14 protein-coding genes are annotated in these 15450 nt (G+C 44.8%); all 14 read right to left on the bottom strand.

Annotation, left to right across the window (positions count from 1 at the left end; genetic code table 11):
* Positions 1–630: plasmid replication initiator RepA (gene repA / locus H5122_RS18445; RefSeq protein ID WP_182713004.1), on the bottom strand; the 630-nt coding region annotated here is incomplete at its 3' end.
* A gap of 229 nt (positions 631–859) precedes the next feature.
* On the bottom strand, positions 860–3454 hold the full coding sequence (locus H5122_RS18440; protein ID WP_182682926.1) for a hypothetical protein: 2595 nt from the start codon (positions 3452–3454) through the stop codon (positions 860–862).
* Between the two features lie 2 nt (positions 3455–3456).
* A complete protein-coding gene (locus tag H5122_RS18435; RefSeq protein WP_182682927.1) occupies positions 3457–7509 on the bottom strand; it encodes a hypothetical protein in 4053 nt (1350 codons plus the stop codon).
* Positions 7506–8117 carry a hypothetical protein gene (locus H5122_RS18430; RefSeq protein ID WP_182682928.1) on the bottom strand — a complete coding sequence of 204 codons (612 nt, stop codon included), beginning with the start codon at positions 8115–8117 and terminating at the stop codon, positions 7506–7508. The genes H5122_RS18435 and H5122_RS18430 overlap by 4 nt, the downstream gene beginning before the upstream one ends.
* Positions 8110–8724 carry a hypothetical protein gene (locus H5122_RS18425; protein ID WP_182682929.1) on the bottom strand — a complete coding sequence of 205 codons (615 nt, stop codon included), beginning with the start codon at positions 8722–8724 and terminating at the stop codon, positions 8110–8112. Before H5122_RS18425 ends, H5122_RS18430 begins: the two co-directional genes overlap by 8 nt.
* Before the next feature lie 9 nt (positions 8725–8733).
* Complete coding sequence (locus H5122_RS18420; protein WP_182682930.1) at positions 8734–10980, bottom strand: hypothetical protein; 2247 nt, start codon at positions 10978–10980, stop codon at positions 8734–8736.
* Between the two features lie 217 nt (positions 10981–11197).
* Entirely contained in the window at positions 11198–11548 is a 351-nt protein-coding gene (locus tag H5122_RS18415) for a hypothetical protein (protein WP_182682931.1), read from the bottom strand.
* Positions 11548–11970: a hypothetical protein gene (locus H5122_RS18410; protein WP_182682932.1), complete on the bottom strand. Its 423-nt coding sequence runs from the start codon at positions 11968–11970 to the stop codon at positions 11548–11550. The genes H5122_RS18415 and H5122_RS18410 overlap by 1 nt, the downstream gene beginning before the upstream one ends.
* Before the next feature lie 5 nt (positions 11971–11975).
* Complete coding sequence (locus H5122_RS18405) at positions 11976–12338, bottom strand: hypothetical protein (protein WP_182682933.1); 363 nt, start codon at positions 12336–12338, stop codon at positions 11976–11978.
* The gene (locus H5122_RS18400) at positions 12335–12844 is read right to left on the bottom strand and encodes an HK97 gp10 family phage protein (RefSeq protein ID WP_182682934.1); all 510 of its coding nucleotides are present in this window, start codon (positions 12842–12844) and stop codon (positions 12335–12337) included. Before H5122_RS18400 ends, H5122_RS18405 begins: the two co-directional genes overlap by 4 nt.
* Positions 12841–13167 carry a hypothetical protein gene (locus tag H5122_RS18395; protein WP_182682935.1) on the bottom strand — a complete coding sequence of 109 codons (327 nt, stop codon included), beginning with the start codon at positions 13165–13167 and terminating at the stop codon, positions 12841–12843. Before H5122_RS18395 ends, H5122_RS18400 begins: the two co-directional genes overlap by 4 nt.
* Before the next feature lie 2 nt (positions 13168–13169).
* On the bottom strand, positions 13170–13514 hold the full coding sequence (locus tag H5122_RS18390; protein ID WP_182682936.1) for a head-tail connector protein: 345 nt from the start codon (positions 13512–13514) through the stop codon (positions 13170–13172).
* Positions 13515–13594: 80 nt separating this feature from the next.
* On the bottom strand, positions 13595–14038 hold the full coding sequence (locus H5122_RS18385) for a hypothetical protein (protein WP_182682937.1): 444 nt from the start codon (positions 14036–14038) through the stop codon (positions 13595–13597).
* A 56-nt stretch (positions 14039–14094) separates the two neighbouring features.
* Entirely contained in the window at positions 14095–15396 is a 1302-nt protein-coding gene (locus tag H5122_RS18380; RefSeq protein ID WP_182682938.1) for a phage major capsid protein, read from the bottom strand.
* Positions 15397–15450 lie beyond the last annotated feature (54 nt).

The raw sequence follows: 15450 nt of genomic DNA, 5'->3' as shown, positions 1-15450 counted from the left end.
CATAAAGCCCAACTGATCGGCCGTTAAACCGCTGTTAATACCTTTTTTGCGTAAGTATTTTAAACGTGCATCGCGTTGGCGGGCTACGCGTTCGGGTGTAATACCCAGTGCTTTAAAAAACAGCTCGGTTACTTCAAAGTATTTATCGAGCCATTGGCCCGCGTGTTTATCCCATACTTGCCATTCTTTATGGGCCACGATCCACCCTAGATCAACCATATCTTTAAACGCACGACTGGCGCGGCTAATACTTGGTTTAGGGGCGTAGTTTTTATCTACTTTCGTTTTATTAAGCTCGTTTTGGCTTATGGTGCTTAAACCGCATGAGTCGGCGGCATTGCGTAGGCTTATTTGTACTTGGTGGGTTACAAGGTTTACGTGCTCACAAAATACGGTTGCCAAAGCGCGCATGGCTTTTTCACGGTCGGGGTAATATATTTTTTTACGGTTAGTGGCGGGGCGCATGTATACGGCCGCGTCTGATTTTACGATGTTTATTTTTTGAGACTTTTCGACAAGATCACGCACAAAGGCGAGGCGGGTAGTGTGATTGCTTGGCACTGTGTAATTAGGGTTTGCGTTTTTAACGCGGTTACAGTGCTGTAATGGGGTGTTATTATTTGTTTGCATGTTGGCTGCTTGTATTTAGTGCGCTTTGGGCATAAAATAAAAGCTCGTTTAAGCTCTTGCTTGTGTGCTTAAGCGCAAAACGGGCGCGGTGCAGCGCCCGTTTTACCTTTCTTATAAGTCCTGCTTTGTTAAAAGCGTTACCTCGTCCTGAATAGTTAATATAACACGATATGTGTTATCTTCAAGTTAAAGATCACGCCCACTGTTTAAGTGTTGTTTTTTTAGACTTTTAGACCGCATTTAAAATAGCGGCATCCCAGTAACTGGTTAATTTTTTATCCTCGCTATCCGATGTTGAAAAGGTATTAAGCGTTAACGCCACTTCGACGGTGCCAGCGGGTGCAACTCCAAAATGGCGCAAAAGCTCCCAACCATTGTGCTCACTTTGTGAATCTGACGTAACGGCACCCCCCTTAAAAGCTAGCACACCAATAACAACACCTTGGTTGTCGTAAAAATCTAATTGGCTCGTTACCTCACCCGATACCGGCCCATTGGCCCCGTTTTCAAGTATAAACTGGTATTTTCTCATGATGGAACCTAAAACTAACTGGCCACCTTGGCAGGGTATTTTTTGCATAAGCTTTGTAGAATAAAAGGTGCTCCCCCCATTATGCCAGGCCTGCATTTTTAATGACCTGTCGCCTACCCAGTAATGATCGTCTGTTACCTCAATAACCCCTAAGTGGGTGCCCTCCTTAATTGATTGCCAGCCATTGGGGGAATCACCTATTTCATTTTGTTGATAATCGTAATTCCTTAATCCACCGGCTAGGCTTTTAGATATTGGTATGGCTAAACCACTGTAATACAATGAGTTCATCGCGGCTGTATCACAAAAAACCTTACCACCACCACCCACCAATTCTAAATACCCATCACCTTCGTAGCTAAAGTTATCCTCTGCACTTTTAACTAACGCTAAATCAGGGCGGTATTTTTCGGCCGCTGAGAAATGAGGGTTATTTAATTTTAGGCCGCCCGCTTGTGGGTGCGGATCGCCTGCTGTTGCGGCTTTACAATAAAATAAGGTGCTGTAAATATTTGTATTTCTAATAACTATGCGGGGCTCGTTAATTACACACCATGCATGGCTGCCTATAACCTCTAAAAATCGTTTGTTTTTTGCGGTAGATACAGGGTTTTCAAAGTGCGGGCCATACATTCTAACGTCTGCGTCACCATCGACTTTAACGCGCATATTGTCAAATGATCCGCCATGTATGTTATAAGAGCCCGCTTCAAAATGAACAACCCCCATGGTGCCATCCGTGCGTTGGTGGTTATCGGCTATAAAGCAATGCGACAACTTGATATTCTCGCCAAAATCTAGCCCGCCAAAATAGCGCGGGGTTCGCCAACTACCGCCCATTGTGTTTACTTTTTCAAGCTCACACGCCCATACGCCATTCCAAAAATCAATTACGTCATCAAAGTCAAACACGTTTACGCGGCGGATTTTAAATTTACTTGTAACTACAACACCATCGGCACTTTGGCGGGCATTTGCGTGCCCTAGCTGCAAACCCGAACCCGCAACCATATTGCCATACTCACCAATGGTGAACCCCTCAAGCGGTATATTGTTTGATTCTTCCACTAGGCGTTGATAGTTGTCGCTGTATGCGTAGCGGCCGCGTACTTTTATTGCAAACCCAGCCAATGGGGCTGCAGACCATTTTAATTTACAAATACCACGGCAGTACCAGCCGCCGCCCTCAACAAAAATTTCAAAACTATCATTTTCGTTAAAAATATACTCTGAGTTTTCAGGAAAAACTAAGCGGTTGCGGGTGTTTTCGTGTTGGCAATAGTCATTAGCTTGTTTAATAATCGCGCCGTATTCTGTTTTTTCTGTGATCGATATGCTGATCACCGCTCCGGCTGATCCGTCATCACCTCGGGCTGTATCTATTGTGCACCTTTGACTTACAGCGGTGACTTCATACTCTCCTGAACCTGATTGTAGTTGCTTACTGTCGCCACCAATACGAACCCTAACATCTTCTGTACCTGTGGCTGATTCTGATACTGCATATCTAACTGTATAAGTTTTACCTATTTCTATATTTTCGTTTTGAGATTCACCCGCAAAAACTTGGTATTGCGCTAAATTATTTGGCACGGTAATTGGGTTTTCATATTGCCACAACTCCGTAGGTGGCTCTAAAAAATCACTAACATTCACGTCACCCAGCGCGCGTAAGTACAAACCATTATCTGTAGGGTATGGGGTGGCGGCGGCAACTACTTTCCAAATTGTTTTACCTGTCGAATATTTATTTCCTAGCTTGTGCGCCGTGTACGCTTTCATTTGCGCAACGTTATTAAAGTTACGTTTATATATACTGTCATGCCCGCCGGGGGCGTTTAGCTCGCGGGTGTCGTTGTGACTCACAAATAAACTTAATAAATCATCAATTATCGTCGAAAGCGTTTTAACCTCAACGTTTGTGCCATCTAAATTACTAAACGTTACATTGCCCTGCTTGGTTTGCCAATCGTGCATTGCTTGTGTGTTGTTATTAAATAGCGTGTTTGCATCTTGCAAAACCTTCATTATTGATTGAAATTTTATCGTGCTTGGAATTACAGTGGCTGGAGCGTTATTTATATTTTCATACCCCCAAGGGTTTAGTAGCTCAATGATAAACCCGCCTGAGTCTGTAGCAAGCACCCCACTGATTTCAACCGGCATTATCTCTTGCATTTTTACAACTAAAAAATCCCCTTTATTAACTTGCGCGGGGTTTTCACCGCTATTAATTACAGCGAGTTTGTCACCTGTGTTAATGCTTATCTGATTGGCTGTAAATGCGGCCATGATTAGTCCTCTTGTGAAATTATTGAAAGTTTTTGTGACGGATTTTGATAACTACCCACATTCACGGCCGCACTAACTCGTCGTGTTATTGCTAACTTGTAGGTTCGGTCTACTGTAGATTGCTTATTATCGGTATATGTAAACGAACCACTCGCCGTTTGTTGTAGGACCCAGTGCCATTTATCATCCTCAGTTTCAAAGGTTTGCACTAGGATTCGCCCCTCACCAGTATAAGATTGTGTTTGTCTAACTACCCAGCTGGTTCCCACATATTCTGAAAGAGTTATTGTGTATTCGGGCGCGGAAGGTTGCGGCGCTTCATTTGTACTAGAACCTGTGGCCCTAGATGAAAACTGCAAAGAGCACACTATATTAATAACCCCGCCGTTCGAGCCAAATGGGCCAATCTCTACAAAGGCATCGGCTGATAAATCCGTGGTCGTTAGCGCTGTACTATAAGTACCGGCAACAATAGAGCCACCAAAATAACCATTGCCGCTGGTGTCTTTCCACTCTGTTGCATTTACTTTGGTTAGAGAATCTAAATCAGGAAGGCCATTAACCTCAATTCGAGGGCCATACCAATACCAAAGATTATCGGGGCCAAAGCCTGGTGCATATTCTATTTTCATAAAACTGCCGCCAATTAAATCAATACGAGGCGACTCAATGCGAGTGCCCGCCCTAAAAGCTTGGCCGTCAATAGAACCGGTGGCAAATATTGCGCCGTTTACTTCTAGGGCATAACTTTCCCATGCACTGCCGGTGTATTTTTTGGTGGTGTTTACATTGGGGTTGCTGGTTTTATAAATATTAACTACATCGCCGTTGATTGGTGTGTTGCCAGGTACAGCACTGTTTGCGGTGCTATCATTCCATGCGCCAGTGCTTGTTCCTACGTAGTAAACCCCACCACGGCCACCGGCTTGCGCTTGTATGTCTGCGGCATTTTCAATAGCGGTGCCATCACCTAAAACCATGCGGCCTTTAAAGGTGTGCACGGGGTTTGCTGGATCAGTGTTATCAATATACGAAGTAGGCACAAAGGTATTGCCTACCATGACGCCTTGACGTATTACGTCGGCCACTAAATCTAAGTTGCCTGTTTCGCCATCGTTATAACCGGCGACACTTACCGCACGGCCATTGTTATCGAGCACCCACCCACCACGGGCCACCAATTCACCGTTTACTTTTTTAAAGACTTGCTTTAACTCTTTAATGCTGGCGGTGCTGTCACCATCACTAATTTGCAGGTTTGAAATATACTCGGCTAACGGGCCTTGCACCCATGATCCGCCATCGGCAACACATTGCACCGCGTCGTTCTCGCTGGTTACTTCGCCGTTTTCGTCTACACAATATCCAACGGCCGTGCGGGTATACTCTTTTGCTGTAGCAACTGCGGCACTTGTATCGTTGTTTATTTTAGCTGTTAAGGATTGTTCGACAGCTACAAGCGCTTGCTTATCATTTGCAACCACAGTGGATAAATCCGTAAAGGCGGCTTGGCTTTGATTGAATACTGCCTGTAGTTCAAGTGTAAAACTTGCTAATGATTCGATATCACTGGAATTGGCCTTTAGTTCAGTTTGTGCAATAGCTAGCTTTACACCCTGCTGCGCTAGTTCGTTATTTTTTATAAGCTGATTAGCAGCGGTTATTACATCGTTAAGATTCGCATTTTGTAAATCAATATCTAACCCTTGAATTTGCACTATGTTTTGCGAAATCTTGCCAGTTAAGGCGTTTAACTGCTGATCAACGTTTGAAAACTGACTATCTACGCTCCCATCAGCGGCATTAAATGCGGTGATTTGGTCGCTAATAAACCCCTCGGCACCATCAATAAATTGCTGCGCAGCGATGGCCTTTTGCAAAACTTCGTTTTCGTCATACTGCTGCAGGGTGGCGGTTATTGAATACTGGCTGTTAAATTCGTCAATGGTCTGGGTTACGTCTTGCCCTGTTTGATAGCCCGCATTTTTTAAATTACGTATTTCGCTTATGTTATTTACGATTAAATCAGGTAAATTCCCTTCGGTTTCAGGGCGCAGGCGGTCTACTTGCGTGTTTATATCTTCGATAAGTGTTTGTGCATCTTCGCTTAATTTTTGTAGTGGTATATCGTCGATATAGTCTAATAAATCAGATAGTGACGTTTTAACGGCCACGTCTACCCAAGGGCTCACACCTGATAAATTTTTAGTACGCACCTTAAAGCTGTATTCGGTATCTGGCACAAGGCCGGTATAAATATAGTTATAGCCGCTTGCGGTGTTTGGGTTAGTGTTTGGCTCGGCTGTTTGGCCTAAAAACTGCCATTCAAACGTTGTGCCTAAACTTGCACCGGTTACGCTGGCGCTTAGGGTAATGGTGTTATAAGTTACGGCGTCTATATTAACAACGGGAACGCCAGGTAACGCAACACTAAAACCAAACGATACCCATGCGCTACGAAAACCAATTTTTGACGCGGCGCGCACGTCCATTTCGTAGTTACCTGCGTCTAGGGCGCTAATAATAAACGAGGGGGTAACGCTTGTTGTGGTGCTTAATAGCGTGCCGTTTTTATATATTTGTATATCAAAATGGCTGTATACCGACTCCCAATTAATTTTCACGTTGCCGTCGTTTAATAAAGTACTGGTAAAATTAACCGGCTCGGCCACATTACGCGGATCGGGTAGTGATGTGTCCGGTATTGGTGGGCGTACAACGCCACTTAACCAGTTATAAATGTACGGTTGGTGCTCTCTAAAGGTTAATAAAAATTGCCCTGTTGATTGTTGAACGCTTTTAATTAATCTAAATGGCTTTTTGTCCCAGCCTAATTTATTGTGCGAAATAGGCACTACATCGCCAACGGTGTAACGCATCGCAATTGGGGCACACAGTACGTTAAAGTTTAATGATTCTCGGCTGATCATGGCTATGATGCGGGCCATTTGGCGCGCTTCATAATAGTTATTACAGCTTGATACTTTAAAACGATACTCAAGCAATACGCCGTTATCTTCGGCTAACCACTGATCGGCCAGTTCGCTATCTGGCTCTGGGTAAATGGCGTCTTGGTCGCTGTAACTTAGTTCTTTGTCTATGTATTCAACAATTACACGGTTATAGCGTTTATCTTTGCCGCCGTCGTCGTACTTTAATGAGCCTTTAAAATCACGTTCTGATAAGCCGTACTCGGTCGGTTCTTCGTCTTGCTCAATGATTAACGTTAGTCGCCCGTTAATAATAGGCATAAGCGCGCGCATTGATTTACCCAATAACTCGACGTTATCAAGCAATGATGCACTGGTATCGATTGCTAAATTACAGGTAAATAACGGCTTGGTCGTGCTTGCGCCTTGGTATTCTGGCACTTGGGTTTTAGCGACTAGGCCCGCTGTTTTAAACGAGTCTAAATCGTACTCGCTGGCGCTTAAGTTTTTACCAAAAATGGGGTGGGTTAAATAATCAAGCGTACAGTATGCAGGGTTTTCGCTGTATTCTGTTACGCCTGTTTCAAGGTTTTTAACTTTACGGCCACGTATAACGGCATTCAGATCGGGTAAGCCTGTAAAGGGTGTGTCGTCGCCTAAGCTCCACTCTAAACGAATGTAACTACATGCTAAGCCATCAAGTCGGTGATCTTTGGTTGCAGCATCCCAGCCCGACGCTTTTAAATGGGGGTCGCTGTAACCACCCATGCCATTTGTAAAATGTGTGGCATACGCCCAGCGGCCACCCTTTTTGGCGCTAAATTTACTGTCGGTAATTGATATATCATTTAATAAAATATCGTCGATAGACTCTATTCCACCCTCGCACCACACAACAATAATGTGCAGTAGGTCGTTTTTTACGTCGTCGCCGTCGTCGGGGTTGGTGGTGTTATAAAATACAATGGTGCCCGCTATTTTTCGCTCGCCATAAACAACCTTAATATGATCGTCACTTGATGGCTTAGTTATTTGGGTGCCGGTTTGTTGCTGCTCTGGCTCAGGGTTAAGCCAGTTCATTATTAATTTAGTGGTAAAATGGCGTATTTTTGAAAATAAACTCATGATTCTAATTGCCTTTGCGTTGCGCCTCGGTCGTTACGGCTTGAGCCTGTAACAACGACGCTTGTACCTTCTCGACCCCATGGAATATCTGTTATTACGGTGCCTGAAAATTCCATGCCTTTGCATGTTGGGTAAAACAACTGTTGCGATTTAAGGTTTGTTTTTCGTCCGCGCGCGGCTTCAAAGTCGGCCCATATAGACGCGGCTTTTAATGTTAGCTTTGCTGTGGTTTCGCCTTCTTCGCCTGACTTGCCCGAAAGCAGGCCTTTCCACAATGTGGTGTTGTAAGCAACTTGCCCCGCTGCGTTAAACCATAATTTGCTTATTGTGACGGGGGCATTTAGCCAATTTGAAGTAAAAAAAAGCGCCGTCATGGCGCTATCTACTGTGCTTAGTTCTATGTTTATTTCGCCAATTTTGGGGCTTGATTGCTGCTCAATACTGGCTTTTGACTGCCAAAACCCCGCTTGGTATTTAACCCCGCCATGCACTATGTGCGCGCCTGCGTTGGTAAGTGTTAGGTTTGTGTCGAGTTCGATAGTTAGCGTGTGTGCGTGAGTATGTGGGGCTGATAAAATAGCGATTAGATCGGCGGGTAAATTAATCATTTATAAACTCCATAAATTCTACTTTTACGGCTAGCTCCTTACCTTCTCGGGCGCGCAATTGTATATCTTGCTTGTCAGAAGTAAGGCGCATAACAAATTGCACACTTGAACCGGTTTTAAGGCTGGTGTTTTGTGCTAATGCATTACGTAACGGCGGGGTAATATGCACGGTGCCTTGGCCTGCGCCGTTGCTGCTTACGCTTTGTGTAACCATGTACACTTTGCTGTGGGTGCTAAATTGTAAAAAATCGCCAGGTTCTAAAATGCCCGTTTTAGCGCCAGGTAAATTATATAAAGCCACGCTTTCACTGCCCTGATCGGCGCTGGTTCTTACTGCAGCTAGATCGGCCCCCAACCCAATTGGGGGGTAAGGATTAGCAAATAAGCAATTGCCATACTCACCACCTAATGAACACACAAACGAAAACAAGCCCATAACATCGGCGTATTTAAGTTTGGGTGTGGTTAGGTCTATGCCCCATTTGTGCATAAACCCAATGCGGTTGGTTAGGTCTATACCGCCTTGGGTTGGGTCTGTTTGGGTTGTATCAAAACTGCGCAACCGCGCTTGCTGGGGGAGCACGTATTTAACGGGAAAAATGAGCATTACGCTTTCCTACATAGGTCTATCGATCAGATCTTGCATATCAGTTGCTATGCGATTTTTGTTGGCTTCGTACCACGAATCAAACCCATGTGTATCCATAGCGGTTACATTAAAGTTTGGTGCTATGGTTAAGCCGCCTTGGTTTTGGCTTTGGTTTGACATCATGGCGTACATTTCATCAATGCGCTGCGCGCTTTGGTTGGTGTATACCCGCTCGCCTTTATCAAGTAGCCATGTTCCTTCGTTTGGTATTGCGTCGATACCGCTGTGCGCCATACCCGCCATACCTGCAGAAATACCCCCAATGGCGGTGGCCATTGGTGTTGCAACTGCTAATGCGGCGGCCATTGCTGCAGGCGCAGCAATTGGGCCCACAATTGGAATGGCGGCCGTACTTGCAAAGGCGTTTAAGCCTGCGGTTAATGCCATTGCACTTGCACTAGTGGCCATGGTTGTACCGGCACTTACTGCAGTGGTTTTATTTAATACTTTTTCAATGGCCCATAACGCTAAGCGCTTTGCGCCCATTTCGGCAAGGGCTGCAATAGTTGATTTAACAACGCCCTGCATTACGCTGCGCATTGAGTCGCTAAAGCTTTGCTGGGTCATTACTGCATTGGCGACTGATTCGCCTATGCCTTGGGTGAACCTGTCAAACGTATTGCCCCACATTGCATCAAAGTCGGTGCTGGTTTGGGCGGCTTGTTCGCGCAGTTGCTCCATAAACGTTAGGTTTTGTTCTACGCGCTGGGCGTTAAATTCTTCGTTTGCTTGCAGAGAAAGCAAGCGGTATTCGTCCTCGGTTAGTTTTTTAGCTTCAAGGGCTAAACGCCATTCTTCTAATTGCACACCTAATTGGGCGCGTTCTTCGCTCCAATCGTTTTCGCGCATGAGTTTTTTAACAGCAAAATACTCTTGGGCTTGGGTTATTTGCGCTAGGTATGGGTTTTTGGTTTCTTCTGCTGGATCTTCCGTTTCCCCACTAACGGCAGGTGCAACACTTGGGTTGTAATTTAGGGTGCTTACATACGTTTGTGCTAAACCCTCAAAGCGGGCTTTGGCGTCTGCATACCACTGTTCAAGATTTTGTGAGGGAATAGGTTCCATCATTAAATTGTGCAGGGCGGTTGTTGATTCTTGCGCCGATTTATAGGCGGCGGCTGTTTCATCTTTGTCGAATAATTGCGGGGCGTCAAAGTTGCTTAATGAGGCTAAGCTTTGCGCCATTTTTGCGGCGTCGTCGTTAAAATAACCTGCGGCGTCTAGCGCTTGCTGAATAGGAAAAACAACGGTTTTAATAATGTGTTGGCCCAATGACGTCATGCCGCTAAGCATGGCGTTTGCCCCTTCCATTACTAGTAAGCGCAGGCCGTTAAAACTTACCTTTAGTGCTTGCCAAATAACTTGAATACCGCGCCACGCATTACCGACAAAGCCCGCGCCTTTTACCATAGTGCCTACTGCATCGGCTGCATAACTGCCCATGCCGCCTGCCTGTTTGGCGTTTTCTAAAAACAAATCAGCGAGTGAGCCGATCACCGGTGCGGCCTCTGTTGCTAGGTTTTGGCTAAAGCTGCTAAAGACTGATTCGGCGCGCTCTATTGAGTCGTTGGCCATTTCTACTTTGTTTGCATCGATACGATCAAGACTTATGCCAAGGGCGACGGCCTCGGCTCTCATAGCGTCAATGCCTGCGGCTCCCCCTTCAATTACTTTAAGCATGCCGGTGCCTGACTTACCAAACAATTCATAAGCAATGCGGGTTCGTTCTGATTGGCTTTCTATACCGCTTAGGGCTTCGGCCATAACGCCTAATTGTTCATCAGGTTTTAATTTATTTAAATCTTGGGCGTTAATTTGTAGCGCTTTTAATGTGTCGGCAAGTGGGCCAGTGCCTTTAAATGCAGCATCGGCTGTGCGCCGTGTCATGTTTTCTAAGCTTTTATCAAGGTCTTTATTTGCGACCCCTGACAATGCTGCAGCGTGGCGTAACTCAGTTAGTGCGCTGGTTTGTATGCCTATGCTGTCTGAAAATTTGGCGGTTTGATCAATCGCGGCCGCTTGTTGCTTGTAAATACCCAACAAAGCACCCACCACCACGCCACCGGCTAACAAGCCCGCTTTGGCGTAGGTGTTCATATTACTGCGGGCGTTTTTAGCAAAGTTACTTACACTTTTACCCGCTTTGGTTAGCTCTTTTCGTAACGTGGCGCTGTTACCGCCAATTTGTATATTTAAACTGGCTAATGTGCTCATGCTAGCTTAGCTCCCCACGCTTGAAGGTATTGTGTTAGGTCGTCGGGTGGTAACTCGACGGTTTTAGGTTTTTTCGGGTTTGATTGCTCTTGCTGCAGCTTTTTAAAAGCGTAGATTTCTGCAAGTTCGTGGTTGTTTATCTGGCTTTTAAGTTCCGACGGGGTGCGCCCTAATTCCAGTGCAAGCGAAATTAGGAAACACCGCCAGCCATCGGTTTTTAGTTTTTTGTTAGTTCTTCTATGTCGGCGTCGCTAATATTGTTTAGCTTTTGCGCCTCATTAAACATTTTATTAATGTCGGCGGCTGGCATTTCGCCCAGTGTTTTAAGATCGTCCATGGTAAACACTTGGCTGCCTGCTTCATCTTCGGCGCTCATGATAACCATGATTGCTTTTAATGATACGTCGGTTTTTGCTTTGCCTTTTTCGTCAAGAATGGCGCTTTCAAATTCTTCTTGCTCCATTGCTGTAAGGGCTTTTATGTATAATTCACCGTCGGGTAACGTTACTTTTGTTCGGGTTTTTACACCTAGTTTTGCTAAGAATTTCTTTTTATTAAACGCTGCCATTATGCAACTCCATCGTCTTTGTTAATGCCCATTTTTGCTTTGAAACGCAGGCCGCTTTCGGCTTCAAGTTCACCCATTACAAACGAGCCGATCACCGCTTCAAAGTCCCACGCGGGGCCACTTGTTCCTACGCGCAATTTAAACTTGCGTTGTTTTCCATCTGCTTCGGCGGCTTTTAACTCTATTTGGCCTGCGTCGGTTGCGTCCCAACGCCCCAATAGTTCGCGTTCGCCTGCATCTTTAAGGGCTGATTTGCCGTATTTCACTTGTAAATCGCTTAATACGCTATCTGTGTTTAATTTGCCTTCGCTGCCAATGGTGCCGCCAATGCTGTCGAACCCAGCAATAACAATTGGATCAGAACCGTCTGCAACTGGATAAACTGAAAGCTGTGAACCTTCAGGAAATATAACTTCGCTCATGGGTTTTATTCTCCGTAGTGAAAATTAAAGTCGATTATGTGGCGGTGTACGTTAGGATCGCCGCTAAAATCGGGGATTGTGTTTTGCTCTTTTATTAGGGTGATATTGACCCCGCCAAAATTGCCTTTTAAATATTTAAGGTGCTGGCGTAATTGTTTTGCAAGGGTGGCGGCGTCGGCTGAATTGCTCGCCACGATACTAATTTGATACCGCGCTGTGCGATGTTCAGTTAAGTCGAGTGTGGTTTCGGGTGTGTCGCTTACTGGTTTGTAACTAAACGCGGGTAATGTGTCGGTGCTTGTTACTTCGCGTTCAAATACGTCATCGCTTAATTGGTAAAGTATTGCGGTGATGGCTGTATTGATCATGTTGATTGCCTTTTAATAGCGCGTTCGATGCCTTTGGCCAGCTCAACTTTTGTTGTGCTTATTACTTTTGCCTCGTTTTTAATGAGGGATGGGCGCACAAACGGAACACCGGCAAAGCCTGGGTGCAATAAGTTATTTAAACCTTGTGGGTTTAATATGTGCGGCTTTACGCCTGTTTCTAGCCAATAAGCTATAAGCGGTGCGGGTAATGCGCTGCCTGTAAGCCCTTGTGATTTTTTATTGGGGTAAACGCCTACGTATGCGGCGGCGTCGTAAATACTGTGAGCCCCTTTTTTATTGAGGGTGGTTTTTGTTTTTATTGAGTCCTCAATGTGGCCCGTTTGGGTATTAAAGGCGCTAGTAAACCCGCTTTTCATATCGTCATGCACGGGTTTTGCAGCTTTTTTAAGGGCCGCGCGCAATACTTTGCCTTTGGTTGCACCGGCTACTTTTGCCAGTTGGGCCTCTAGCTCTTTTAGGCCGAGCACTTCGCCGGTTATTTTCATAGGGCTTGTAGCTCTAAATCAAAAATGATGGTGTGATTTAATAAACCTGCGTTGGTTACGTCTTTTACTTCGTAAGTTTGGCCGCCAATTTCTATGCTTTTTACGGCCATAAACGCGGGGCGGTAATCAATAGCAAAACTTACTTGGGCTGTGCTTACATCAAGTGTTTGTTGGTTTACTAGGCCGCCGCGCTGCTTGCGGTAACTGCCTTTAACTTTGCCCACTTGGGTTAGCTGTTCTTTTTTACCAGTGGGGGTTTTGACTAACGCCAGGTTAAAAAGCGTGGCGCGCGTCTTTTTTTGTGTGGCGGTTAATCTGTTCATGGTTAGCCTATTATGATGCGTTTAAACCCTTTTATTGCGGTGGTATATGCCGCGTTTTTGTTTAGGGGTTTATCTGTTTCTACTTCACGATTGCTAAATAAGCTGCTTATTTGCAATAAACACGCGGTTCGCAGGTTGGCGCTTTCGTATGGGAGTAAATTTGCTAATATAATCGGTGCCTCTGTTTGTTCGGGCACTTGATCGGCTGTTTCAAATATTGGGCGGCCAATGTCGCCGCACACTTGACCTATTGCGCGATCTATAAGATCGGGTATTTGTTCATCGTAGTAATCGTCGTCTTGCTCAATTTCTAACTGAATTTTTGCTTGGTTTGTTGTAACTAGCATGCGCTTTACTCTATTTTTTACATGAAAAAGCCGCATTGCAGATCAGGACAATGCGGCTCGGGCTGAGGAACGCTTTTTTACTATTCTGGTGTGTAAGCTACTGCAATATTTTGCTTAATTAGCTTGTCAGCAACCGACTTAGGACGCGAAGTAATATCGTCTTTACAGTAACTGCGATAGTTACCAGTAAATTTAATTGCTTTTTTTTCTTCTTTTTCGGGTTTCGTTTCTTGCTCTGAGTCGTCGGTATTAGTTACTTTTAACTGGTAGTAATCCCATGCTTGATCGCGCTGCTCTGCGCTTGGTTTTGACTCTGATTTTTTACCTTCATCATCAAATAACGTAACTTTTAGCGCGTCTACTGGTGGTTTTTTTTCAAAATTACCGACTGAAATAGCCACAACGAATGGCGCTAACGCTGGATCACAGTCGTTTATATCAAAAGATAATGTTTCTAGGGCGCTTGCTGCAGGCGATACAAGCAAGCTTGCTAATAAAGTAACTAACTTTGTTTTTGTGTTCATAGTTATGCCTTTTAAAGATGGAAAAAAGGGCGTTTTAATGCCCTTAAATAAAACTATTAAAGGTAATAGCTTGAGTTAAATTTAACGCCAGTACCGACAATTAAGCCTTCTAAATGACGGAAACCAATATCATTTTCAGTTACTAGGCGTAACAGGCTCATGTTTTGCTGGAACGTTAACTGCAAATCACCGTTTGAATCCATGTAAGCCGTTTCTTTACTTATATCGATTGACCATGTATCAGTTTCACCGATAAGTACGTCGTTAAAATCAACAAGGTAAATTTCAGATTCGTTTGAATCAACACCCAGATCGGCAGGGATATTGGTTGTTGTATCGAACGGTAAGCCTTTTAAAAATCCGTCTTTCATTTCAGGGTATTGAAAACGGCCGTTTGCATCTTTTAAATCTTTTAGGTAACGGGCGGTACGTGGTGGTAGCATCCAGCCAGGCATGATCATGTTTGAGTTTGATTCTTCAAGGCCAAGCATTAACGCACCTAAATACTCGTCAATATTAGTAGCAATTAATGAACCGCCAAATGCGATAACGCGGCCTGCATCGATGGCCGTTTTGCGGATACCGGTAGGAGTATCGCCTGTGCCATCACCGCGAATAAATGCACGGTCTTGGGTTTGGGCTGTTGCGTTGATCATGTCATTTAAAACAAGCTGCTCAATACGATAACCTGCATGGCCTATTAATTTATTTGACATAGCAACTAAAGAAATTTGCTCTTTAGCCTGCATTTTTAAATCGCCGAATTTAGATTCTGATACATCGCCTTTTTCTGTTTCGCCTTTGTATTTTGATGTAGCACCACCGCTTTGGCGTGGCATTGTTAGGCTGCCGTTTGGTAGCGGAACTGACATAGCCCCCATTTTACGCACTAATGTACGCGGGGTTAGCAGCTCGATTACTTCGCTCGCCCAGTTTTCAGGCACTAGCGACCCGCCGGAGTTTGCGGCGGTGGTTACTGCCATTGCAACGTCTTTATCGCCGATTTCGTTTTCGGCAAAAATACGAGCATCAGCTAAGTTGCCTTTAGCTGCTGCAATTGACATTGCTAAACGCGCGACCTTCGCGCCAGGGTAATCTTTTAGCGGTGCTTTTGTGTGGATAGCTAGGCCGCTACCAAAGCCGTTGCCGATTACTGGTTTTGCTGTTTCTATTGCGGTTTCTTGTGCTAAGCGAGCGCGGGCAAGTTTTGCTTGGTTTTGCTCTAATGAAACTTGCGCTGTGTCGAACTGTGTTAATTGTTCTGCGGTCAATTGGCCTGTTTCGGCCTCAATCGCGGCAAGAGATTTAATTGTTTCGCGTTGCGTGTTACACGCAGCGATAATTTGAGCGATAGTCATAATAGTTTTACCTTTTTTTAGCTATAAAAAAAGGCCGCTAAATGCGACCTTTGG

Origin of the sequence: Pseudoalteromonas sp. SG43-8 (assembly GCF_014164245.1) — a bacterium.
Lineage (GTDB): Bacteria > Pseudomonadota > Gammaproteobacteria > Enterobacterales > Alteromonadaceae > Pseudoalteromonas > Pseudoalteromonas distincta.
This window is presented reverse-complemented; position numbering and strand designations above follow the sequence as displayed.

Excerpts from the sequence above, each read along its gene's own strand:
- H5122_RS18440 (WP_182682926.1), bottom strand. The coding sequence starts at position 3,454 with ATGGCCGCATTTACAGCCAATCAGATAAGCATTAACACAGGTGACAAA.
- H5122_RS18435 (WP_182682927.1), bottom strand. The coding sequence starts at position 7,509 with ATGAGTTTATTTTCAAAAATACGCCATTTTACCACTAAATTAATAATG.
- H5122_RS18430 (WP_182682928.1), bottom strand. The coding sequence starts at position 8,117 with ATGATTAATTTACCCGCCGATCTAATCGCTATTTTATCAGCCCCACAT.
- H5122_RS18425 (WP_182682929.1), bottom strand. The coding sequence starts at position 8,724 with ATGCTCATTTTTCCCGTTAAATACGTGCTCCCCCAGCAAGCGCGGTTG.
- H5122_RS18420 (WP_182682930.1), bottom strand. The coding sequence starts at position 10,980 with ATGAGCACATTAGCCAGTTTAAATATACAAATTGGCGGTAACAGCGCC.
- H5122_RS18415 (WP_182682931.1), bottom strand. The coding sequence starts at position 11,548 with ATGGCAGCGTTTAATAAAAAGAAATTCTTAGCAAAACTAGGTGTAAAA.
- H5122_RS18410 (WP_182682932.1), bottom strand. The coding sequence starts at position 11,970 with ATGAGCGAAGTTATATTTCCTGAAGGTTCACAGCTTTCAGTTTATCCA.
- H5122_RS18405 (WP_182682933.1), bottom strand. The coding sequence starts at position 12,338 with ATGATCAATACAGCCATCACCGCAATACTTTACCAATTAAGCGATGAC.
- H5122_RS18400 (WP_182682934.1), bottom strand. The coding sequence starts at position 12,844 with ATGAAAATAACCGGCGAAGTGCTCGGCCTAAAAGAGCTAGAGGCCCAA.
- H5122_RS18395 (WP_182682935.1), bottom strand. The coding sequence starts at position 13,167 with ATGAACAGATTAACCGCCACACAAAAAAAGACGCGCGCCACGCTTTTT.
- H5122_RS18390 (WP_182682936.1), bottom strand. The coding sequence starts at position 13,514 with ATGCTAGTTACAACAAACCAAGCAAAAATTCAGTTAGAAATTGAGCAA.
- H5122_RS18385 (WP_182682937.1), bottom strand. The coding sequence starts at position 14,038 with ATGAACACAAAAACAAAGTTAGTTACTTTATTAGCAAGCTTGCTTGTA.
- H5122_RS18380 (WP_182682938.1), bottom strand. The coding sequence starts at position 15,396 with ATGACTATCGCTCAAATTATCGCTGCGTGTAACACGCAACGCGAAACA.